Annotated in this window: 17 protein-coding genes; 15 read left to right on the forward strand and 2 right to left on the reverse strand. The window is 59.8% G+C overall.

What is annotated here, in order from left to right:
- Nucleotides 1–9 precede the first annotated feature (9 nt).
- The 14 genes from tssC (at nucleotide 10) to ACM6IR_RS23535 (ending at nucleotide 18,391) form a co-directional block, all read left to right on the forward strand.
- Complete coding sequence (gene tssC, locus ACM6IR_RS23470) at nucleotides 10–1,485, forward strand: type VI secretion system contractile sheath large subunit (protein WP_414909897.1); 1,476 nt, start codon at nucleotides 10–12, stop codon at nucleotides 1,483–1,485.
- 13 nt (nucleotides 1,486–1,498) lie between these two features.
- Nucleotides 1,499–1,906: a type VI secretion system baseplate subunit TssE gene (tssE, locus tag ACM6IR_RS23475; RefSeq protein WP_414909898.1), complete on the forward strand. Its 408-nt coding sequence runs from the start codon at nucleotides 1,499–1,501 to the stop codon at nucleotides 1,904–1,906.
- A gap of 19 nt (nucleotides 1,907–1,925) precedes the next feature.
- A complete protein-coding gene (gene tssF / locus ACM6IR_RS23480; protein ID WP_414909899.1) occupies nucleotides 1,926–3,713 on the forward strand; it encodes a type VI secretion system baseplate subunit TssF in 1,788 nt (595 codons plus the stop codon).
- Nucleotides 3,677–4,684, forward strand: coding sequence for a type VI secretion system baseplate subunit TssG (gene tssG / locus ACM6IR_RS23485; RefSeq protein ID WP_414909900.1), 1,008 nt, complete (start codon nucleotides 3,677–3,679; stop codon nucleotides 4,682–4,684). Before tssF ends, tssG begins: the two co-directional genes overlap by 37 nt.
- Before the next feature lie 13 nt (nucleotides 4,685–4,697).
- Nucleotides 4,698–7,343: a type VI secretion system ATPase TssH gene (tssH, locus tag ACM6IR_RS23490; RefSeq protein WP_414909901.1), complete on the forward strand. Its 2,646-nt coding sequence runs from the start codon at nucleotides 4,698–4,700 to the stop codon at nucleotides 7,341–7,343.
- A gap of 10 nt (nucleotides 7,344–7,353) precedes the next feature.
- Nucleotides 7,354–8,871: a sigma-54 interaction domain-containing protein gene (locus ACM6IR_RS23495; protein ID WP_414909902.1), complete on the forward strand. Its 1,518-nt coding sequence runs from the start codon at nucleotides 7,354–7,356 to the stop codon at nucleotides 8,869–8,871.
- Between the two features lie 168 nt (nucleotides 8,872–9,039).
- Nucleotides 9,040–9,180 carry a type VI secretion protein gene (locus ACM6IR_RS23500; RefSeq protein ID WP_414909903.1) on the forward strand — a complete coding sequence of 47 codons (141 nt, stop codon included), beginning with the start codon at nucleotides 9,040–9,042 and terminating at the stop codon, nucleotides 9,178–9,180.
- A gap of 17 nt (nucleotides 9,181–9,197) precedes the next feature.
- Nucleotides 9,198–10,394: a type VI secretion system-associated FHA domain protein TagH gene (gene tagH / locus ACM6IR_RS23505; RefSeq protein WP_414909904.1), complete on the forward strand. Its 1,197-nt coding sequence runs from the start codon at nucleotides 9,198–9,200 to the stop codon at nucleotides 10,392–10,394.
- 5 nt (nucleotides 10,395–10,399) lie between these two features.
- Complete coding sequence (gene tssJ / locus ACM6IR_RS23510; protein ID WP_414909905.1) at nucleotides 10,400–10,900, forward strand: type VI secretion system lipoprotein TssJ; 501 nt, start codon at nucleotides 10,400–10,402, stop codon at nucleotides 10,898–10,900.
- A gap of 2 nt (nucleotides 10,901–10,902) precedes the next feature.
- Nucleotides 10,903–12,234 (forward strand): type VI secretion system baseplate subunit TssK, encoded by a 1,332-nt coding sequence (gene tssK / locus ACM6IR_RS23515; RefSeq protein ID WP_414909906.1) that lies wholly within the window; start codon nucleotides 10,903–10,905, stop codon nucleotides 12,232–12,234.
- A 5-nt stretch (nucleotides 12,235–12,239) separates the two neighbouring features.
- Nucleotides 12,240–13,115 (forward strand): type IVB secretion system protein IcmH/DotU, encoded by an 876-nt coding sequence (gene icmH / locus ACM6IR_RS23520; protein ID WP_414909907.1) that lies wholly within the window; start codon nucleotides 12,240–12,242, stop codon nucleotides 13,113–13,115.
- Between the two features lie 13 nt (nucleotides 13,116–13,128).
- Nucleotides 13,129–16,665 carry a type VI secretion system membrane subunit TssM gene (gene tssM, locus ACM6IR_RS23525; protein ID WP_414909908.1) on the forward strand — a complete coding sequence of 1,179 codons (3,537 nt, stop codon included), beginning with the start codon at nucleotides 13,129–13,131 and terminating at the stop codon, nucleotides 16,663–16,665.
- Nucleotides 16,665–17,393 carry a PP2C family protein-serine/threonine phosphatase gene (locus ACM6IR_RS23530; RefSeq protein ID WP_414909909.1) on the forward strand — a complete coding sequence of 243 codons (729 nt, stop codon included), beginning with the start codon at nucleotides 16,665–16,667 and terminating at the stop codon, nucleotides 17,391–17,393. Before tssM ends, ACM6IR_RS23530 begins: the two co-directional genes overlap by 1 nt.
- Nucleotides 17,390–18,391: a serine/threonine-protein kinase gene (locus ACM6IR_RS23535; protein WP_414909910.1), complete on the forward strand. Its 1,002-nt coding sequence runs from the start codon at nucleotides 17,390–17,392 to the stop codon at nucleotides 18,389–18,391. Before ACM6IR_RS23530 ends, ACM6IR_RS23535 begins: the two co-directional genes overlap by 4 nt.
- Before the next feature lie 216 nt (nucleotides 18,392–18,607).
- Here the strand turns inward: ACM6IR_RS23535 and ACM6IR_RS23540 are convergent, their stop codons facing one another.
- The gene (locus ACM6IR_RS23540; RefSeq protein ID WP_414909911.1) at nucleotides 18,608–19,006 is read right to left on the reverse strand and encodes a DUF6124 family protein; all 399 of its coding nucleotides are present in this window, start codon (nucleotides 19,004–19,006) and stop codon (nucleotides 18,608–18,610) included.
- 487 nt (nucleotides 19,007–19,493) lie between these two features.
- Between ACM6IR_RS23540 and ACM6IR_RS23545 the strand changes: the two genes are divergently transcribed.
- Complete coding sequence (locus ACM6IR_RS23545; protein WP_414909912.1) at nucleotides 19,494–19,877, forward strand: helicase; 384 nt, start codon at nucleotides 19,494–19,496, stop codon at nucleotides 19,875–19,877.
- Between the two features lie 130 nt (nucleotides 19,878–20,007).
- Here the strand turns inward: ACM6IR_RS23545 and ACM6IR_RS23550 are convergent, their stop codons facing one another.
- Nucleotides 20,008–20,265 carry a hypothetical protein gene (locus ACM6IR_RS23550; RefSeq protein WP_414909913.1) on the reverse strand — a complete coding sequence of 86 codons (258 nt, stop codon included), beginning with the start codon at nucleotides 20,263–20,265 and terminating at the stop codon, nucleotides 20,008–20,010.
- Between the last annotated feature and the right edge of the window lie 14 nt (nucleotides 20,266–20,279).

Below are 20,279 nucleotides of genomic sequence, written 5' to 3' on the forward strand. Positions count from 1 at the left end.
GCCAACATAATGAGCACCAGCGCAGTACAGCAAAAGAACAACGAGAACGGCGACTACAGCATTCTCGACAGCATCATCGCCGAAACCCGCCTGACCCCGGATGACGAAGCCTACGACATCGCCAAACGCGGTGTGTCGGCGTTCATCGAAGAGCTGCTCAAGCCGCAGAACAGCGGTGAGCCGGTCAAGAAAGCCATGGTTGACCGCATGATCGCCGAGATCGATGCCAAGCTCAGCCGCCAGATGGACGAAATCCTGCACCACCCTGACTTCCAGTCTCTGGAATCGTCGTGGCGTGGGCTGCAGTTGCTGGTCGACCGCACCAACTTCCGAGAAAACATCAAGATCGAAATCCTCAACGTCTCCAAAGAAGACCTGCTGGACGACTTCGAAGATTCGCCGGAAGTGATGCAGGCTGGCCTGTACAAGCACGTCTACACCGCTGAATACGGTCAGTTCGGTGGCCAGCCGGTGGGCGCAATCATCGCCAACTATTTCATGTCCCCAAGTTCGCCGGACGTGAAACTGATGCAGTACGTGTCCAGCGTTGCCTGCATGTCCCACGCGCCGTTCATTGCCGCGGCCGGTCCGAAATTCTTCGGTCTGGAAAGCTTCACCGGTCTGCCGGATCTGAAGGATCTGAAGGATCACTTTGACGGTCCGCATTTCGCCAAATGGCAGAGCTTCCGCGAGTCGGAAGATTCCCGTTACGTAGGCCTGACCGTGCCGCGTTTTCTGTTGCGAAACCCGTATGACCCGGAAGAAAACCCGGTCAAATCGTTCGTGTACAAGGAAACCGTTGCCGACAGCCACGAGCACTACCTGTGGGGCAACACGGCCTACGCGTTCGGCACCAAGCTGACCGACAGCTTCGCCAAATTCCGCTGGTGCCCGAACATCATCGGCCCGCAAAGCGGTGGCGCGGTGGAAAACTTGCCGTTGCACCACTTCGAAAGCATGGGCGAAATCGAAACCAAGATTCCAACCGAAGTACTCGTGAGCGACCGTCGTGAATACGAGCTGGCCGAGGAAGGCTTCATCTCCCTGACCATGCGCAAAGGCAGCGACAACGCGGCGTTCTTCTCGGCAAGCTCGGTGCAGAAGCCGAAGTTTTTCGGCATCAGCGCTGAAGGCAAGAAGGCAGAGCTGAACTACAAGCTGGGCACCCAACTGCCGTACATGATGATCGTCAACCGTCTGGCTCACTACTTGAAAGTGCTGCAGCGCGAGCAACTCGGTTCGTGGAAAGAACGTACCGACCTCGAACTGGAACTCAACAAGTGGATCCGCCAGTACGTGGCCGATCAGGAAAATCCAAGCGCCGAAGTCCGTGGTCGTCGCCCACTGCGTGCGGCGCAGATCATCGTCAGCGATGTCGAAGGCGAGCCTGGCTGGTACCGCGTCAGCCTGAACGTGCGCCCGCACTTCAAGTACATGGGGGCCGATTTCACCCTGTCGCTGGTGGGCAAGCTGGACAAAGAGTAAGCGGAGCGAACGCATGACTGGATACGGCAGCCTTTTCGAACGCCTCGGTGGCGACGCGGACAAACGCGTCGGCTGGAGTCGCGAGGCCTGCGCCATGGCGTCCGTGGCTGCCCATCTGGCCAAGATGCTCAGCACCCGGGCGGGCAGCGTGCAGACGCTGTCCGATTACGGGCTACCTGATCTCAATGACATGCGCCTGAGCCTGCACGACTCCCTGAGTCAGGCCCGCCGGGCCATTGAAAGCTTCATCGAAGCCTACGAACCGCGCCTGAGCAACGTGCGTGTCATCTCCCTGCCGCGTGATCACGATCAGCTTCGCCTGTCCTTCAGCATTGAAGGCCTGCTGGAAGTTGACGGTTTCAAGCGTCAGGTCAGTTTTTCCGCGCGCCTGGATGGCAGCGGTCAAGTCAACGTCAGCTAACGACAAACAGGTACTGCGCGTGTCCTTTAACCACTACTACCAAAGCGAACTCACCGCACTTCGCCAGTTAGGTCGCCGATTCGCCGAGCGTAGCCCGGCGTTGGCACCTTTCCTGGGGCAGGCCGGGCGGGATCCTGATGTAGAGCGGTTGCTTGAAGGCTTCGCATTCCTGACCGGGCGCTTGCGCCAGAAGCTCGACGACGAGCTACCAGAACTCAGCCATTCGCTGATGCAACTGCTGTGGCCCAACTACATGCGGCCGCTGCCGGCGTTCAGCATTTTGCAGTTCGACTCGTTGCAGCGTTCGGGTCCCGCGTTGAGGGTTGAGCGCGATACGGCGGTCGAGAGCGTGCCGATCGATGGCGTGAATTGTCGATTCCGCACCTGCTACCCGACCGAAGTCTTGCCGCTGAACCTGATCGCGCTGCATTACTCGGTGAAGGGCGACGGTTCACTGTTGAGCCTGCGCCTGGAGATGAGCGCCGACGGCCACCTCGGTGAATTGGAGCTCAGTCGCCTGCGTCTGCACTTTGCTGGCGAGCGTTACATTAGCCAGATGCTGTACCTCAGCCTGCTGCGCAATCTGGAAGGCATCGAACTGATCCCGCTGGACGGCGCCGGCAAGCCCATCAATGGTGTGAACGACATGCCAATGGCCTTCAAGATGCCCGGCAACCGCGTACAGCCGGTGGGCTTTGCCGAAGATGAGGCGTTGATCCCATACCCGCTGAACACCTTCCGCGGCTATCGCTACTTGCAGGAATACTTCGCCTTCCAGGACAAGTTTCTGTTCGTCGATATCAACGGCCTGGACCTGCTCAAGGCGCTGCCGGAAGACACGCTCAAGCAGATGCGCGGCCTCGAATTGCGTTTTGATATTCGCAAGAGCGGCATCGAGCGTCTGCGTCCGACGCTGGACAACGTGAAACTTTACTGCACTCCGATCGTGAACCTGTTCAAGCACGATGCGTTGCCGATCCGCCTTGACGGCAAGCAAGACGAATATCTGTTGCTGCCAGCCGGATTCGACCTGGAAAACTGCGGTGTGTTTTCGGTGGAAACCGTGACCGGCTGGAAGCCCGGCGGCCTCGGTTATCAGGCGTACGTGCCGTTCGAATCCTTCGAGCACGACCCGAGTTTCGACGTGCCCTCCAGCCGTCCGCACTACAGCATTCGCCAGCGTTCGTCTTCGCTGCACGACGGCCTCGACACCCACTTGAGCTTCGGCATCCGCCACACCGAGGCCCACGAAACCCTGTCGGTCGAGCTGATGTGCACTAATCAGAACTTGCCGCGCAAGCTCAAGCTCGGCGACATCAGTCAGGGTTGCGAACAGACCCCGGAGTTTTTGAGTTTCCGCAACATCACCCCGGCCACGTCCAGTTTCGCGCCGCCGTTGAATCACGACTTCCTCTGGAAGCTGATCAGCAACATGTCGCTTAACTATCTGTCACTGGCCGACGTCAATGCGCTGAAGGTCATTCTCGAAACCTACGACCTGCCGCGCTACTACGACCAACACGCTGAAAAGGTCAGTAGACGCCTATTGGACGGACTGAAGTCGATCAAGCATCAACACGTCGACCGTTTGCACCGAGGGTTGCCAGTACGCGGGTTGCGCACCGAGCTGACCATCGACCCGCAAGGGTATATCGGCGAGGGCGACCTGTTCGTGTTCGCTTCGGTTCTTAACGAGTTTTTCGCGCTTTACGCCAGCCTCAATTCGTACCACGAGCTGCGGGTAACAAGTACGCAAGGAGAGGTTTACCAATGGACACCACGCATGGGCCTGCAGCCGCTGCTTTAAGCGCGCTGAGCCGGGTAATACGCGAGTACTCGCTGTTTCAGGCCGTGCTGCTGGTGGTAGACCGGCTGCGCGAGGCACATCCACACCTTAGCGAAGACGATCTGTACGACCAGCTGGAATTTCAGGCCAACCCGAGCCTGGGTTTCCCTGGCAGCGACGTTGATCGCGTGGAGTTTTTCGAAGAACACGGGCAGATGCGCGCGCGGCTGCGTTTCAACCTGATCGGCCTGGTCGGCTCCGGTTCGCCGCTGCCGGCGTTCTACGGTGAACAGGCTCTGGGCGACAGCGAAGATGGCAACCCGACCCGCAATTTTCTCGACCTTTTTCACCATCGCCTGCAACGGCTGATGCTGCCGATCTGGCAAAAATACCGCTACCGCGCGAGCTTCCAGAGTGGCGCGCTAGACCCGTTTTCTTCACAACTGTTCGCGCTGATCGGCCTCGGTGGCGAAGAGATCCGCAGGGCCCGGGAACTGAATTGGAAACGCCTGCTGCCGTACCTCGGCCTGCTCAGTTTGCGGGCACACTCGGCGGCGCTGATCGAAGCGGTGCTGCGTTACTACTTCAAACACGCTGAACTGAACATCGAGCAGTGCATCGAGCGTCGCGTGACAATTCTCGAGGAGCAACGCAATCGTTTGGGTCGCGGCAACAGCCTGCTCGGCGAAGACTTGGTGCTGGGCGAACACGTGCGCGACCGCAGCGGAAAATTTCGCATTCACATCCGTGAACTTGACTGGCAACGATTTCACGAATTCCTGCCGATCGGTTTCGGCTACCAGCCGCTGTGTGCGCTGGTGCGGTTCACCTTGCGTGACCCGCTCGATTACGACATTCGCCTGGTGTTGCGCCAGGAAGAGATCCGCGAACTGCGCATTGGTGAGCAAAACGCCTGTCGCCTGGGATGGACCAGTTGGCTCGGCCGCGAAAAAGCGGACGGCGTGGTGACCCTGGGCAGCAAAATTCATTAAGGACAGATGAACAATGATCAATGTAGACCTGCAACAACTTATCCAGGCACTGGACGCCGAAACCCGCCGAGACCTGGAAAGTTGTGCCGAACGCTGCGTCGCCCGTGGCGGCAGCAAAATCCTCGTCGAAGACTTGCTGCTGGGCCTGCTGGAGCGCCCGCAAGGCTTGCTCGTACGCGCGCTGCAAGATGTCGGCATAGATGCCGGAGAACTGAGCGCCGTGCTGCAGTCTGGGGGCGAACACAGCGCTTCGCGCAACCCGGTATTCGCCCCGGAACTGGTGCAGTGGCTGCAAGACGCGTTGCTGGTGGCCAACCTTGAACTGGGCCAGAGCCAGGTCGAGCAAGCCGCGTTGATCCTCGCGCTGCTGCGCAACCCAATGCGCTACGCCGGCAGTCGCTATCAGTTGTTGCTCGCCAAGTTGGACGTCGAGCGCCTCAAAGCATTCGCGCTTTCGCAGAAAGAACAAGCGGTCACCGGTAAACCCGCGGTGCCGGGCGAATCGCTGCTGCAGCGCTTCACCCACAACCTGACCCAACAGGCCCGCGACGGCAAGCTCGACCCGGTGCTGTGCCGCGATGGCGCGATCCGGCAGATGGTCGACATCCTCGCCCGTCGCCGCAAAAACAATCCGATAGTGGTCGGTGAAGCGGGCGTCGGTAAAACCGCTATCGTCGAAGGCCTGGCTTCGCGCATCGCGGCGGGTGAAGTGCCTCACGTGTTGAAAGGCGTCGAATTGCTGTCGCTGGACATGGGCCTGTTGCAAGCAGGTGCTAGCGTCAAAGGTGAATTCGAACGTCGCCTCAAAGGCGTGATTGACGAAGTCAAAGCTTCGCCGAAACCGATCATCCTGTTTATCGACGAAGCTCACACGCTGATTGGCGCGGGGGGTAATGCCGGCGGTTCCGACGCAGCCAACCTCCTGAAACCAGCCTTGGCTCGTGGCGAGTTGCGCACCATCGCTGCTACCACGTGGGCCGAGTACAAAAGGTACTTCGAGAAAGACCCGGCCCTGGCCCGTCGTTTCCAGCCGGTGCACCTGCACGAACCGACCGTCAACGAAGCGGTGACCATCCTCCGTGGCTTGGCTCAGGTTTACGAAAAGAGCCACGGCATCTACCTGCGCGATGACGCAGTGGTTGCAGCGGCCGAGCTGTCGGCTCGTTATCTCGCGGGTCGTCAGTTGCCGGACAAAGCTGTCGACGTGCTCGACACGGCGTGTGCCCGTGTACGCATCAGTCTTGCTGCCGCGCCGGAAAGTCTTGAGCGACTGCGTGGCGAATTGGCCGAAGGTGGCCGTCAGCGGCAAGCCCTGCGCCGTGACGCCGAAGCGGGCTTGCCGATCGACCACGAAGCGTTGGGTGCGTTGGAAGATCGTCTGGATGCTGCCGAAGACGAAAGGGGCGCCCTGGAAACCCTTTGGACCAAACAAAAAGAGCTGGCCGAACGCTTGCTGCAATTGCGCCAGCAATTGGCCAAGGCTCGTGAAGCCGCCGCTGTCGAACCTAGCATCACGGTTGAGGGCGATGCTGAAGGCAGCGTAATCGAAACCCTCGAAGCGCCAGTGGACAACGTCGCGTTCCTTGAAGCTGCGCTGAACGAAACCCATCGCGCCCTGACCGATGCTCAAGTCAAAGAGCGTCTGGTGAGCTTCGAAGTCTGTCCGCGGCTGGTGGCTGAAGTGATCAGCGCCTGGACCGGCGTGCCATTGGCGCAATTGGCCCGCGAGCACAACGCCAAAATCGCGAGCTTCGCCACCGACCTGCGCACGCGCATTCGTGGTCAGGAACAAGCCGTTCATGCGCTGGATCGCTCGATGCGCGCCACCGCTGCCGGCTTGAACAATCCCGATGCACCGGTCGGCGTGTTCCTGCTGGTTGGCCCGAGCGGGGTCGGCAAAACCGAAACGGCACTGGCCATGGCTGACTTGCTGTATGGCGGTGATCGTTTCATCACCACCTTCAACATGTCCGAATTTCAGGAGAAACACACGGTCTCTCGCCTGATCGGCGCACCGCCAGGCTACGTCGGTTACGGCGAGGGAGGCATGCTCACCGAAGCCGTGCGCCAGAAGCCATACTCGGTGGTGCTGCTGGATGAAGTCGAGAAGGCCGACCCGGACGTGCTGAACCTGTTCTACCAAATCTTCGATAAAGGTGTGGCCAACGACGGGGAAGGGCGCGAGATCGATTTTCGCAACACGCTGATCCTGATGACCTCGAACCTGGGCAGCGACCGCATCAGCGAATGCTGCGAAAACGGCGCGCGGCCGACTGCCGAAGTGCTTGAAGAAAACCTCCGCCCAGTGCTCAGCAAACATTTCAAAGCGGCGCTGTTGGCACGCATGCGCGTGGTGCCTTACTACCCGGTCGGTGGCCCAGTGTTGCGCGAGCTGATCGAAATCAAGCTCGGCCGTTTGGGTGAGCGATTGAGTCGCCGGCAGTTGGATTTCACCTATTCCCAGGAACTTGTCAATTACCTGGCCGAACGCTGCATCCAAAGCGACAGCGGCGCTCGTTTGATCGATCACTTGCTTGACCTGCACGTGCTGCCGCGGCTGGCTGACCGTTTGCTCGATGCGATGGCCACCGGCGAACGCCTCAAGCGTGTCCACGCGACGCTCGATGGCCACGCCAGCGTGACTTGCGAGTTCGCCTGAGGTGGGTGTGATGTTCACACAGGTGCCGCAACCGCTGGTCTATGCCGAAGCCTTGCTGGCGCAGTTCGGCAGCCTGTCACGGGCGGCGGATGGCGCTGCGCTGCTGGGAGATTTTGTGCGTGGCTTGACCGAGCTCAGCGGCTGCGAGCTGACACAGTTGTACCTGCTGGACGCGACGCATACGTGCCTGGAGATGACCGCTGAGTGCTTGAACGGGATTGTGCAACCCCGGGACGCGGCGAGCCTGCTGGCGGATTACAACGGAGAACAATTGCTGCAATTCGCCCTGTGCCAGAACCGCGTGGTGTGCCTCAGCGAGTTGAGCGCCAGCCTGCACGAAACCAGCTTCCTGCCGCCGCAGGCCATGCCTTGGCAGTCGCTGCTGTGCGTGCCGCTGGTCAATCGGCAGAAGGCTGTCGCAGGCTTGCTGCTGTGCGCCAGTCGTCGGCACATCGAACTGCAAGGCTTTGCCGATTCCCTCGGTCAACTCGGTTCGTTCGTGCTCGGCCAACTGTATTTACTGCAACGGTTGCGTCAACCGACCGGCGATACACGACCGGCGAAGGTCAGTGCCCCAAGCGCCAGCGGGTATGGTCTGATCGGCAAGAGTTCGGCCATGCGCCAGACCTGGTCGCTGATCAGCAAAGTCTTGCACAGCCCCTACACCGTGCTGTTGTGCGGTGAGACCGGCACCGGCAAGGAAGTGGTCGCACGGGCGATTCACGACGGTGGCCCACGATGTTCCCGGGCGTTCATCGTGCAGAACTGCGCGGCGTTCCCGGAAAACCTGTTGGAAAGCGAGCTGTTCGGCTACCGCAAAGGCGCCTTCACCGGCGCCGACCGCGACCGCGTCGGGCTGTTCGATGCCGCCAATGGCGGCACCTTGTTGCTGGATGAAATTGGCGACATGCCGTTGTCCCTGCAAGCGAAGTTGCTGCGCGTATTGCAGGAAGGCGAGATCCGTCCGCTGGGTTCCAACGACACCCACAGGATCGACGTGCGCATCATTGCCGCGACGCACCGTGATTTGTCGGTGTTGGTCAGTGAAGGCAAGTTCCGCGAGGACTTGTACTACCGTCTCGCGCAATTTCCGATCGAGTTGCCGGCGTTGCGTCAGCGTGAAGGCGACATCCTCGACCTGGCTCGGCACTTCGCCGACAAGGCCTGCTCGTTCCTGCAGCGAGAGGCCGTGTGGTGGTCCGATGCGGCACTGGATCAACTGTCTGGGTATGCCTTCCCCGGCAATGTGCGCGAACTCAAAAGCCTGGTCGAACGTGCCGTGTTGCTGTGCGAAGGCGGCGAGTTGCTGGCCGAGCATTTTTCGTTGCGCAAGGTCCCCATGCCGGAAGACCACAGCATGAACCTGCGCGCACGCCTGGCACAGGTCGAGCGCAGTCTGTTACTCGATTCCCTGCGCAAGAACGACGGCAACCAGACCCTCTGCGCTCGTGAACTCGGATTGCCGCGCCGCACACTGCTGTATCGCCTCGGTCGTCTGAATATCAATCTCGGTGCCATCGATGGCTGATCTCAATGTCTATCGGCGACCCTCCGTGGCGAGGGAGCAAGCACCCTCGCCACAGGTATTTGGTTTGCAGCCTATGGCCAGCGTCCAAAACCCTCTCTCGTTCGCTTTTGAACGTGCCGCCCGAACGGGTCGGTGCTTCGTGCTTTGTGTACCTCTGGAGACCCTCTGATGCCTGTTCGTCACTGGCAAGCTGTCCTGCTGAGCCTCGTCTTTCTATGCGCTCTCGGTGGCTGTAGCGGCAATTACAAGTTCAACGACAACACCTATCGCCCATTGGGCGATCCGCAGGCGGTCAATCGCGGCAAGTGACCGCCAGGAGCATCATCATGGAACTGGTTTTCGAAATGCTGAACACCAAGCAGTTCGTACCTACGGATTTGTGCCGCAAGACCTTCAAGCAGGCTGGCGGCGTGATCGGCCGGGGGGAGGATTGCGACTGGATCATTCCGGATCGCAAACGTCATCTGTCCAATCACCACGCGATGATCAGCTGCCACGCAGGCACGTTTTTCCTGACCGATACCAGCAGCAACGGTATTCAGGACAGCGAAAGCGGCGTGCGCCTGCGCAAGGGGGAAGCCATGCGCATTGAGCACGGCAGCGTCTACGTGCTCGGTGATTTTGAGATCCGTGCGCGGCTGGTCCGCGATCCCGCGACGTGTGACACCGAAGTCGGGCGTCCGCAGGCCGCGGGCAGCGTCATTCCTGACGATGCTTTCCTCGACCTCGACCCGCTGAGCATGCTCGATCGGCAAGAGCGTGTGTTCTCGGAAATCGACGAGCTGCGTGCCCTCGACACACCGCGTCAGGAGCCGCAACAGTGTGCCGACTACGCCCGCATCGACATGGAAAGCCTGAGGGTACCAGAGCTGATCGATGCTCCGGTTGAACCCGCGCCAGCCCCGGGATCGAAAGCGCCTGAGCGTCAAAGCGAAGGTTTTTGGGAGCACTTTGGGACGGCGCTGGGCGTGGACCTCAAAGGCCTCGATCACGATGCCCGCGAAGCGCTGGCGCTGAATGCAGCGCGCTTGCTCAAGCAAAGTGTTGGTGGTTTGCAGCAGAGCCTGCGTACCCGCAGCGAGTTGAAAAACGAACTGCGTCTGGCTCAGACCACCGTGCAAGGCACTCACAAAAATCCGCTGAAATTTGCCGTCGATGCCAGTGAAGCATTGGGCATTTTGTTGCAGCCGAACAAGCCGGGCCACTTGACGGCCGAGCTGTCGATCTCCCGTGCCTTCCGCGATTTGCAGGCGCATCAGGTGGCCTTGCTGACTGCCAGCCGCGCCGCCGTTCGCGGCGCACTGGAACATTTCTCGCCACAGCAATTGACCCTGCGTTTCGAACGCGACAACAAGCCGTTGTTGGCCACGTCGGGCAGCCGCTGGAGAGCATACGGTCGGTATCACCAGGCCCTGCGTCAGGACGATGACTGGAGCGAGCGCCTGTTGGCCCGCGACTTCGCCCAAGCCTACGAAGAGCAGATTCGCCTGATTTCCACCCTTCACACCGACCACCAAGGATGATGCGCATGTCTCGTTGTTCGATCGTTTTTTTCAAGGCGCTGACGGCGTTCGCTGCGCTGCTGATACTGGCCGGTTGCTCGTCGCTGTCGCCGTATTCCCACGTCACCAAACTCAACCTGAGACTCACGGCCAGCGATCAATTGAACCCCGACCTCAATGGGCGTCCGTCGCCCATTGTCGTGCGACTGTTCGAGCTCAAACATCCGGTGACGTTCGAAAATGCAGACTTCTTCAGCCTCTACGAGCACGCCAAGGAATCCTTGGCCCCGGACCTGGTAGTCAGTGAAGAAATCGAGCTGCGCCCGGGTGAAACCGTGGAGATGAAGCTCAGCGTGCAAGAGGGCAGCCGCTACGTTGGCGTCCTTGCCGCTTACCGCGATCTGCCGGAAACCAAATGGCGCTACACGGTGAAAGTCACGCCAGCGGGCGTCACTGCCGCTGATCTGACCCTCGATCAGGTCGGCATTCGCAACAGCAACGATACGCTGGCCAAGGCGGATGACTGATCATGAATTTTCATAAAGTCATTTGGCAGGAAGGCATGTTGCTGCGTCCGCAGCACTTGCAGCACAACGATCGCTATTACGACCACCAGATGAAGACCCGCACGCAGTTACTGGGCGGCTACACTTGGGGCTTCCTGAACCTGGACATCGACTTGCAGTTCCTCAACATGGGCAAACTGGTCATCAGCCAGGCCTCGGGAATTATGCCGGACGGCAGTCTGTTCGAACTCGGGGGCAATACCGAGCCACTGGCGCTCGACGTGCCGCCGAACACCGGTAACACGCCGGTCTACCTGACGCTGCCACTGGTCACTGGTAACCACATCGAATCCCGTCGTCCGGAGCAGTCCGATGTGTTGGCCCGCTACATCGCGTATGAAACGGAGGTCGCCAACTCCCACGCCGGCGACGATTCCACCAGTCAGGTCAGCTGCGCTCGTCCGGACTTCAAGTTGTTGCTCGGTGAACAGCTGAGTGATCAGGCCTACGTGAAGCTGAAAATCTGCGACGTGCTCGACACCACGCCCGACGGCGTCATCAGCCTCGATCCGGATTTCGTGCCGACCTACATTCAGGCGCATTCCTCCAGCTACCTGCTGTCTTGCCTGAAAGAAGTGATCAGCATGCTCGGCCATCGCGGCGACACCATCGCTGACCGCATCCGTTCCAACGGTAAGGTCGGTGGCGCGGAAGTCGGCGACTTTATGATGCTGCAACTGATCAATCGCACCGAGCTGTTGTTGCGTCACTACCTCGGTCTGGAACAGGTTCATCCGGAAGAGTTGTACCGCACGCTGCTGACCATGCTCGGCGATCTGGCGACGTTCTCCAGTGACAGCAAACGCCCGCGTCTGGACAGCCGTTACCAGCACAGCGACCAGGGCGCGAGCTTCCGAAAACTGATGGAAGCAATTCGCCAGGTGTTGTCGATGGTGCTCGAACAGCACGCCATCGAGCTGGTGTTGCAAGCGCGTCAGTACGGGATCATTGTCTCGCCGTTGCACGACCACAAACTGCTGGGCTCGGCTTCGTTCGTGCTCGCAGCCAGCGCCAACTGCGACTCCGAAGAGCTGCGACACCGCTTGCCGGCGCACCTCAAGATCGGCCCGGTGGAGCACATCCGCCAACTGGTGAACCTGCATCTACCCGGCATCAAGGTCAGGCCGTTGCCGGTGGCCCCACGGCAGATCGCGTTCCACTCCAACAAAACCTATTTCATCCTCGAACTCAGTTCCGAAGACCTGGCACAACTCGAGTGCTCCGGCGGCTTCGCGTTCCACGTGTCCGGCGAATTTGCCGAGCTTGAACTGAAATTCTGGGCCATCAGGAACTGACTGACATGACCAAGGACATGGAACACTGTCAGGACGATAAAACCGTCCTGCTCGACCGCCAGGGCCGCGGCCCGGCGCAAAGTCCGCTGACCGACTTCGCCGCACCGCCGCGTTTTGAACAGCTGGAAGAACGGATGATCTACGCCGCGCGCTTGCGTCCGGCGGAGTCCTTCAACATCAGCCTCAACTCGCTGGTGGCTGCAGGGTCCGACCTGTTGTCAGAGGTGGTGCGGCTCAAGCACAGCGACACGCGTGAAGACATCTTCGCGCTCAACAAGCACCTGACCGCCGGGCTGAAACTGTTTGACGCACGCGCGCTGCAAGATGGCGCCGAAAGCAGTCAGGTGATGGCCGCGCATTACGTCCTTTGCACCGTGGTCGATGAGGCCGTCGTCACTACACCGTGGGGTAACGAAAGCGAGTGGTCGCAGATGAGCCTGCTCAGCAGCTTCCACAATGAAACGTCCGGGGGCGAGAAGTTCTTTCAGCTGCTGGATCGCTTGTCGAAAAACCCGGCCAGGCACCTGCCAATGCTGGAGTTGATGTACCTGTGCCTGTCCCTCGGTTTCGAAGGCAAGTACCGCGTGCAAGCGCGCGGCGTACTCGAACTCGACGGCATCCGCGACGCTTTGTATCGCCAGATTCGCCAGCTGCGAGGCGACGTATTGCGTGAGCTTTCACCGCATTGGAAAGGCTTGAACGATCAGCGCAGCAGCCTGGTGCGCATCGTGCCGGCGTGGATGGTGGTGTTGTTCACCACGGCCTGCCTGGTGGTGATGTATTCGGGGTTCGCCTGGGTATTGGGCGAGCAACGCGACACCGTACTGCAACCTTATCAGCCGCTGGATCCGGCGGCGGTTCCGCCGCAGTCGCAGCCGTAAACAGGGACGTGTGATGAAAAAGCTTTTCAAAAAAGTCGGCGCGTTCCTGCGTCATACCTGGGTCTGGACCTTGCTGCTGGTGCTGTTCGTCGCACTGCTGGTGTGGTTTGTCGGGCCGCTGCTGGCGGTCAATGACTATAAGTTCTGGGAAGGTTCGACGTCCCGCCTGCTGACCATTAGTGTGCTGTTCCTGATCTGGGGCCTGACCATGGTCTTCGTCAGCTGGCGCGCCGGTGTGCTAAAAAAAACCGTCGAAGATACCGAAAACGGCCAGGACCGTATCCGCCGTGAGGCGCGCATGGACGAAGAACAGAAAGAGCTTCGCGTGCGTTTCAAGGATGCATGGAAAACCCTGAAGACCTCGAGCCTGTACCGCGGCCGCAGCGAGCGCTGGCGCAGCGATTTGCCCTGGTATTTGCTGATCGGCCCGCAGGGCAGTGGCAAGACCAGCCTGCTGGACTTCTCGGGTCTTGAGTTTCCGATCAACAAGATCGAACGCAAGTTGACCCGCGACACCCTGGGCACCCGCCATTGCGACTGGTACTTCGCCGACCACGGGGTGCTGATTGACACCGCCGGGCGTTACCTGACCCAGCCGGATGTTGAAGTCGATGGTGGCGCCTGGAGCACGTTGCTCGATTTGCTGCGCAAGCGTCGCCGCAATCGTCCGTTGAATGGTGTGCTGGTGACTATCCCGGTAGAAATGCTGCTGGGCGCCACCCGGCCAGAACTCGAAACACTGGCTCGCCAAGTGCGTGCCCGACTGCAAGACGTGCATCAGAGACTACACGTTGATGCGCCGGTTTATCTGGTGCTGAGTAAGGCGGACAAGCTGCTCGGATTCAATGAGTTCTTCGATCAGTTGTCCCGTGAAGAAAGCGATCAGGTGCTGGGCACCAGTTTCCGCAAACAGCAGAATGGTACCGACGTGACGGTGCTGCGCGCCGAGTTCGAAGCGCTGCTGCATCGCCTGAACAGCCAGGTGATCATGCGCATGCACCAGGAACGCGACACTCAGCGTCGTGGCCGCATCCTTGATTTCCCGCATCAACTTGGGCAAGTCGGCGAGCCTCTGTGCCTGTTCGTCGACATGGCGTTCACCGGCAACCGTTATCAGCGTGTAAGCCAGTTGCGCGGTTTCTACCTGACCAGTGCTCCGCACCTGACCCAGGAAATGGACCAGGTCACCGCCGGCATCGGCGCCAATCTGGGCATCAATTCCGGCGTGCTGCCGACTCTGCACAGTGGTCGTTCACGGTTCATTCACCATGTGCTCAGTCGGGTGATTTTCCCCGAAGCCGATCTGGCCGGTCTGGACAAACGCGAACGCAGCCGCATCCATTGGGGCCAGCGTACGTTGTACGTCGGTGCATTGGCCGCGTTGGGCTTATTCGGCCTGCTGTGGTCGGGCGGTTTCTCTACCAACTACGAACGTCTGGAAAACCTGCGCAACCTGACCACCACCTGGACCCAACAGCGATCGGCCCTGACCGCGCGTGATGACTCCATGGCGGTGCTCGTGACCCTCGATACCCGCTACGCGGCGACTCAGGTCTTCCCGAAAAAAGCTGACGTGAGTTACCGCGAGCGCGGCGGTCTGTATCAGGGCGAAGAGGTCAATCCGGTGGTCAAGGATGCCTACGAGCGTGAGCTTGACGCGCAGCTGCTGCCACGCGTCGCGACGCTGCTGGAAGGGCAGGTTCGCGCCAACATGAAGGACCGCGAACGCCTGCTCAACAGCCTTCGCGCGTACCTGATGCTGAACATGAAGGATCGCCGCGATGTGGCGTGGCTCACAGATTGGGTCGCCACGGACTGGTCCCTGCGTTACGCCGGCAACACCGCGGTACAGAATGGTTTGAACACCCACTTTGAGCGTTTGCTGAAGCAGCCGTTTATCTACCCGCTGAACGATCAACTGGTAGCGCAAGCGCGTCAGGTGTTGCGCAGCGAATCGCTGGCCAACGTGGTTTACCGGATGCTGCGAGAGCAGGCCCGCCACCTGCCGGAATACCGTTTGAGCCAACATTTGGGTCCTCAGGGGACATTGTTTGTCGGCACCGATTCGGTGATCCCGGGCTTCTACACGCAACAGGGTTATCAGCAGTATTTCTCGGTCCAGGGTACAGCGCTGATCACCGACATTTTGCGAGACAACTGGGTACTGGGCGAAGGTTCAGGCATTAGCGGCATGGACTTGCGTCGCCTGATGGTCGAACTGGAGCAACTGTACTTCCGCGACTACGCTAACTTCTGGAGCGAAGCGGTCGGCCAAGTGGCCCTGCCACCGATCAACAATGCCGGTGAAGGTGCCGAGCAACTGGCAGGCCTCACTTCCGCCAACTCGCCCTTGTTGCAACTGCTGGTGGAAGTGCGCGAGAACACGCGTTTCAGGGTGATAGCGGAGAGTGCCGATGACGCCGCTGACGCTGCCGCTAAACTGGGCGAGAAGGGTGGCAAGCTAGGTAAACTGGCCGCTGCCGCGGCGGACAAAGTATCGGATGGGGTGGCTAATAGGTCAAAACAGCTGCCCGACACCGCGAAGAAATCTCTGCAACGCCGCTTCGAACCACTCCACCGTTTGCTGGATGACAACAACGGCCCCGCCGCGGACCTGACGCCAGCGCTGAATGCGCTCAACGACCTGCAACTGCAGCTGGCGAGCCTGGCACGTGCCAGCGCACCGGAACAAGCGGCGTTCGAAATGGCCAAAGCCCGCATGAGTGGCCAGCGTGATGCGCTGAGCAACCTGCGTAACGCATCTAACCGACTGCCGCGTCCGGTCAGCGTATGGATCAATGTGCTGGCCGAAGACGCCTGGCGTCTGGTGCTCAACGATACCCACCAATACCTCAACCAGCGCTATCAGAGCGAGCTGTACAGCTTTTATGGCAAAGCGATCAACAAGCGCTACCCGTTCAGCGCCCACAGCACCAGTGACGTGGCGATCAGCGACTTCCGCGAGTTTTTCAAGGCTCAGGGCATTGCCGATCGCTTCTTTGATACGTACATGCGTCCGTTCGTCAGCGGCGATCCAGGAAACTACCGTATGCGCAGCATTGACGGTCACCGCCTGCCGATCTCCAAGGTTTACCTCGACCAGATGGCCGCGGCACAAGTGATCCGCCAGAGCTTCTTCTCGATCAACCCGGCCGAGCCGCAAGTGCAGTTCAAACTGGAACCGTACAGCCTTGACCCCGCAGTTAGCCGTTCCGAGTTCAAGTTCGGCGACAAGACCCTCGAATACCGCCACGGCCCGATCGTGCCGGTGTCGTTCAAATGGCCGGTCGACGCCGAAGACGGTCGTACTAGCCTGGTCCTCGACAAAATGGCCGGCCGCCCGATCGGCATCGAGAAGAACACCGGTCCTTGGTCGCTGTTCCGTCTGTTCGACCTGATGCAGATCGAGTACCTGAGCGGTCGTGATGTGATGGTGCTGAAGGCCGACGTAGGCGGCCTGCGCGCCAACTACTTGCTGAGCAGCCAGCGCACACCGAATCCATTCGACATGGGGGTGCTGCGTACCTTCCGTATGCCGGTGCAGCTCTGATGCGGGTTGCCAGTCCCTGGCGCAGCGCTGCGCGTACCGACGTCGGCAAGGTTCGGGCGCGTAACGAAGATGCTTTTCTCGACTGTCCACAGCAGGGGCTGTGGGTGGTCGCGGACGGCATGGGCGGGCATCAAGGGGGCGACATTGCCAGCCAATTGATCGTCGCCAGCCTGGCGGAATTACCGGTGCCAGATGACTTTGACGAACGACTCAAAAGCGTGCGCCAGTGTCTGCACTGGCTTAACCGTCGTTTGGGTCAGGAGTTGACCATCACGGCCGGGCATCACGACAGCATCATGGGCAGCACCGTCGTGGCGCTGCTGGTGGAAGGCAATCGCGCGGCCTGCATCTGGGCCGGCGACAGCCGTTGCTACCTGTGGCGCGGCCAGTGTTTGTATCAGCTGTCCAAAGATCATTCGCTGCAACAGCAAATGATCGACGAGCAAAACATGAGTGTTGAGGACGCGCATGCACATCCAGGCGCTCATGCCCTGACCCGAGCGGTTGGGGCTGCTGACCAGCTGACGCTGGATGTGCTTGAGCTCGAGGTCTATCCCGACGATGCGTTTCTGTTGTGCAGCGATGGCTTGTACAACGGGCTAGGCACCGATGCCTTGGGTAAGGCCCTGAGCCTGACTGCGCCGCACATAGCCCTGGAGCGTCTGTTCGACGGCGCGCTGCATGGCTCGGCGCGGGATAACCTGACTGCCGTGGTGATCCGCCAATGACTCGGCTCATGCCGCCGCTCGACAACCTGGTGGTGAGCGACGAGCAAGCCGACAACCTGACTTACTTTGCGTTCGCCAAGTCGCACAAAGCGGGGCCAGCACTGGCGCCGACAAGGGCCAGCGTCGGTGAAATGCCTGACGTGCTGGCAGGTCGTTACTGTATCGAGCGCCTGCTCGGTGCCGGCGGCATGGGTGCGGTGTACCGGGCACGGGACCTGCTGAGCGAGCAGTTCGGCGATCCCGACCCTTACATTGCGCTGAAAGTCCTCAGCGAAGAATTGTCCGAATCGTCGGACGCCAGTGCCTTGCTCTACAGCGAGTTCGCCCTGACCCGACGACTGCGCCACGACAACGTGCTGCGTTTGTACAGCTTCGAAGTGGACACCGATGGCCAGCGCGCCTTCATCACCATGGAACTCATGCGTGGGCTGACCTTGGACAAACTGCTCTGCGAGCGGCCCTTGGGCCTGCCATGGAAAGAACTGCGCGACATCGCGCTGCCGCTACTCGACGCGCTGGCCTATGCCCACGCTCGCGGCGTGCTGCACGGCGACATGAAGCCGAGCAATGTAATGCTCGGCGACGACGGCCTGCGCTTGTTCGATTTCGGTCTGGGTCAGGCGCAGGAGGGCATTCTGCCTGGCTTGCCGCATCTGAGCCGCGACCGCTTCAACGCTTGGACCCCCGGCTACGCTGCGCCCGAACTGCTCGAAGGTCAGCCGCTGTCGGCCAGTGCCGACGTCTACGGCGTGGCGTGCGTGCTCTACGAATTGTCGGGCGGCAAACACCCGTTTCGCCGTTTGCCTTCGATCGAGGCGCGCGACGGCCGCCTCGACCGCAAGTTATGCGCCCCTCCAAACCTACCGAGAAATTGCTGGCCAGCGTTACGAACGGCACTGGCCTTCGATACGGCCAAGCGCACCATCACTGCCGCTCAGCTGCGTGACGTGATGGGCGCCACTTCGTCTTGGCTGCAACGCCTGCGACTTCGGACGTAACGGACAACGAAAACCTTGTAGCAGCTGGCGAAGCCTGCGTCCGGCTGCGCAGCAGTCGTAAACCCTGAGTGCCCGGTGGGTCTGACGCACCGCATAGTCTGAATTTACGACTGCTGCGCAGCCGGACGCAGGCTTCGCCAGCTGCTACAGGTCTTAGCCAAAGAAAACCCCGATTGTTGGGGAGACCAATCGGGTTTTGTTTTTCTGCTGTGAGAGTCAGCTGACTCGGATTTGTTGCTTGGTGATTACCGCCGCCATTTCCGGTTCATCCAGGTAATCCAACGCTCGGTCCACCAACAGATGCACCCCGTCGGCCATGCGGCTAAGCGCCAACGCGATGGAGCGGCGTGAGCCGTCCACATCGTCGGCGAGGTCGGCGGCGATAGCGCTGATAGACAGCAGGTCTTCTGAAGCGTTGGCGAGGAGCGCTTCAATGTTGATGTCAGGGCAGACGCTGAAAAGTTGGCCTTTGCGTTTCGGTGGTGGTGTCTGCTTTGGTGGGACGAAATGGACGTCGAGGGCGCGTTCGGCGGCTTCGTGGAGTTTTTTGGAATCGAAGGATTCGTAGGGAGATGTGCCAGGGTTTTCTGGCGGGTTCGGTGTTGGCTTGATCATGGATGTAGCTCCTGGAATTAAGAGACTGACACCATTTCGCTTTGCACTTCGAAAGAGGTGGCAGCTGTGCGTTGGTGTGCAAGACCGATCCAGGAACCGGCAGACCCGAAGGTCTCCGACGCACAGCCGCCATAACGACCCGCGAGCATAGGAAAACGCCCGACGAATAGCCATAAGCAATTGCGCACCTGGAATCGGACTTGCACGTCCGTGTCACCGATTTTGCGACGACGAACAGAGACTATCGGTGAAGTCGAGGGCTGCCTAGTTCATGAACAGCGACGCGTGTCGAAGGAAATGTCCGATAGAGCCGAGGGTAGAAAGATCAAAAATCGTCTGTTTTTAAACAGAAGTGTTTCGTCAATGACTTGGTAGTCATCAGCGTCAAAAATAGTGACATCTTCTTCTAACGCAACCCGATAGTGGCGTTCTTGCATGAAGCCGCTACACTGCGCCCGCCGTTCATTTTTCTCTTGAGGCTGTGCGCATGAAATTTCGTTTTCTTCTGTGGATGCTCGGTTTGTTGATGGGAAAGGCCAGTCGGACCAACCCGGCGTTTCAGCAGCAGCTGGGCGACAGGGAGTTGGTGTTTCAACTACAGACCCTGAACGGGAAAGTGGCGCGACATTTCTTTGTGAAGGATCAGCGCATCACCAGCAAGTCGGGCGTCTATGCCGAGCCGGCGTTTGCGATTGCCTTTAAAGACGCGGCCTATGGCTTTGCCACAATGCAGGCGAAGAACAAGCAGTTGGCGTTTATGACGGGGATTCAGGACAAGTCGATTCAGATCAAGGGCAACCCGGCGCTGGTGATCTGGTTTCAGGGGTTGACCAAGTATTTGAAGCCGAGGAAGGCGAAGCCTAAGGCTTGAGGTCTTTCAGGTCGCCCGCGGGATTCTTCGCGAGCACTTTAGCCTCTTCAGTCATCCGATTCAGGAGCTCCCCGGGTGTCGAGAGGCTGGACCCTGTAGGTCTTGTAGATCTGCTGGACTTCTGGATCAGTCATGCGTTGCGTTTCTTTGAACGCCTTTCCTGAAGATAGCGTCCTTGGATTGTCAGAGTCTCAGACTTGCTCAGAATGCCTTTTTTCTTGAGATTGACGAGCAATTGCTCGACACCATCCAGTTCGACGATATCGCCAGCCAAACGGGTAATGCTCACGGCCATACGGCTCATGCCGTCAGGTTCAGCAGTGACCTTGTGGTCCTTGGCAAGCTTGCGGACCTGACTTGCAACACTGACAGCCGCTGTTTGGGTCATCGGAAAGCCCTCTA

It is taken from the genome of Pseudomonas sp. IT-P253 (assembly GCF_949768125.1).
Classification (GTDB): domain Bacteria; phylum Pseudomonadota; class Gammaproteobacteria; order Pseudomonadales; family Pseudomonadaceae; genus Aquipseudomonas.

Bases quoted from the DNA above. Each gene is read 5' to 3' on its own strand.
- tssJ (WP_414909905.1), top strand. From the start codon at position 10,400: ATGTCTCGTTGTTCGATCGTTTTTTTCAAGGCGCTGACGGCGTTCGCT.
- tssH (WP_414909901.1), top strand. From the start codon at position 4,698: ATGATCAATGTAGACCTGCAACAACTTATCCAGGCACTGGACGCCGAA.
- tssG (WP_414909900.1), top strand. From the start codon at position 3,677: ATGGACACCACGCATGGGCCTGCAGCCGCTGCTTTAAGCGCGCTGAGC.
- tssC (WP_414909897.1), top strand. From the start codon at position 10: ATGAGCACCAGCGCAGTACAGCAAAAGAACAACGAGAACGGCGACTAC.
- tagH (WP_414909904.1), top strand. From the start codon at position 9,198: ATGGAACTGGTTTTCGAAATGCTGAACACCAAGCAGTTCGTACCTACG.
- tssE (WP_414909898.1), top strand. From the start codon at position 1,499: ATGACTGGATACGGCAGCCTTTTCGAACGCCTCGGTGGCGACGCGGAC.
- ACM6IR_RS23530 (WP_414909909.1), top strand. From the start codon at position 16,665: ATGCGGGTTGCCAGTCCCTGGCGCAGCGCTGCGCGTACCGACGTCGGC.
- icmH (WP_414909907.1), top strand. From the start codon at position 12,240: ATGACCAAGGACATGGAACACTGTCAGGACGATAAAACCGTCCTGCTC.
- tssM (WP_414909908.1), top strand. From the start codon at position 13,129: ATGAAAAAGCTTTTCAAAAAAGTCGGCGCGTTCCTGCGTCATACCTGG.
- ACM6IR_RS23545 (WP_414909912.1), top strand. From the start codon at position 19,494: ATGAAATTTCGTTTTCTTCTGTGGATGCTCGGTTTGTTGATGGGAAAG.
- tssK (WP_414909906.1), top strand. From the start codon at position 10,903: ATGAATTTTCATAAAGTCATTTGGCAGGAAGGCATGTTGCTGCGTCCG.
- ACM6IR_RS23550 (WP_414909913.1), bottom strand. From the start codon at position 20,265: ATGACCCAAACAGCGGCTGTCAGTGTTGCAAGTCAGGTCCGCAAGCTT.
- ACM6IR_RS23540 (WP_414909911.1), bottom strand. From the start codon at position 19,006: ATGATCAAGCCAACACCGAACCCGCCAGAAAACCCTGGCACATCTCCC.
- ACM6IR_RS23535 (WP_414909910.1), top strand. From the start codon at position 17,390: ATGACTCGGCTCATGCCGCCGCTCGACAACCTGGTGGTGAGCGACGAG.
- ACM6IR_RS23500 (WP_414909903.1), top strand. From the start codon at position 9,040: ATGCCTGTTCGTCACTGGCAAGCTGTCCTGCTGAGCCTCGTCTTTCTA.
- ACM6IR_RS23495 (WP_414909902.1), top strand. From the start codon at position 7,354: ATGTTCACACAGGTGCCGCAACCGCTGGTCTATGCCGAAGCCTTGCTG.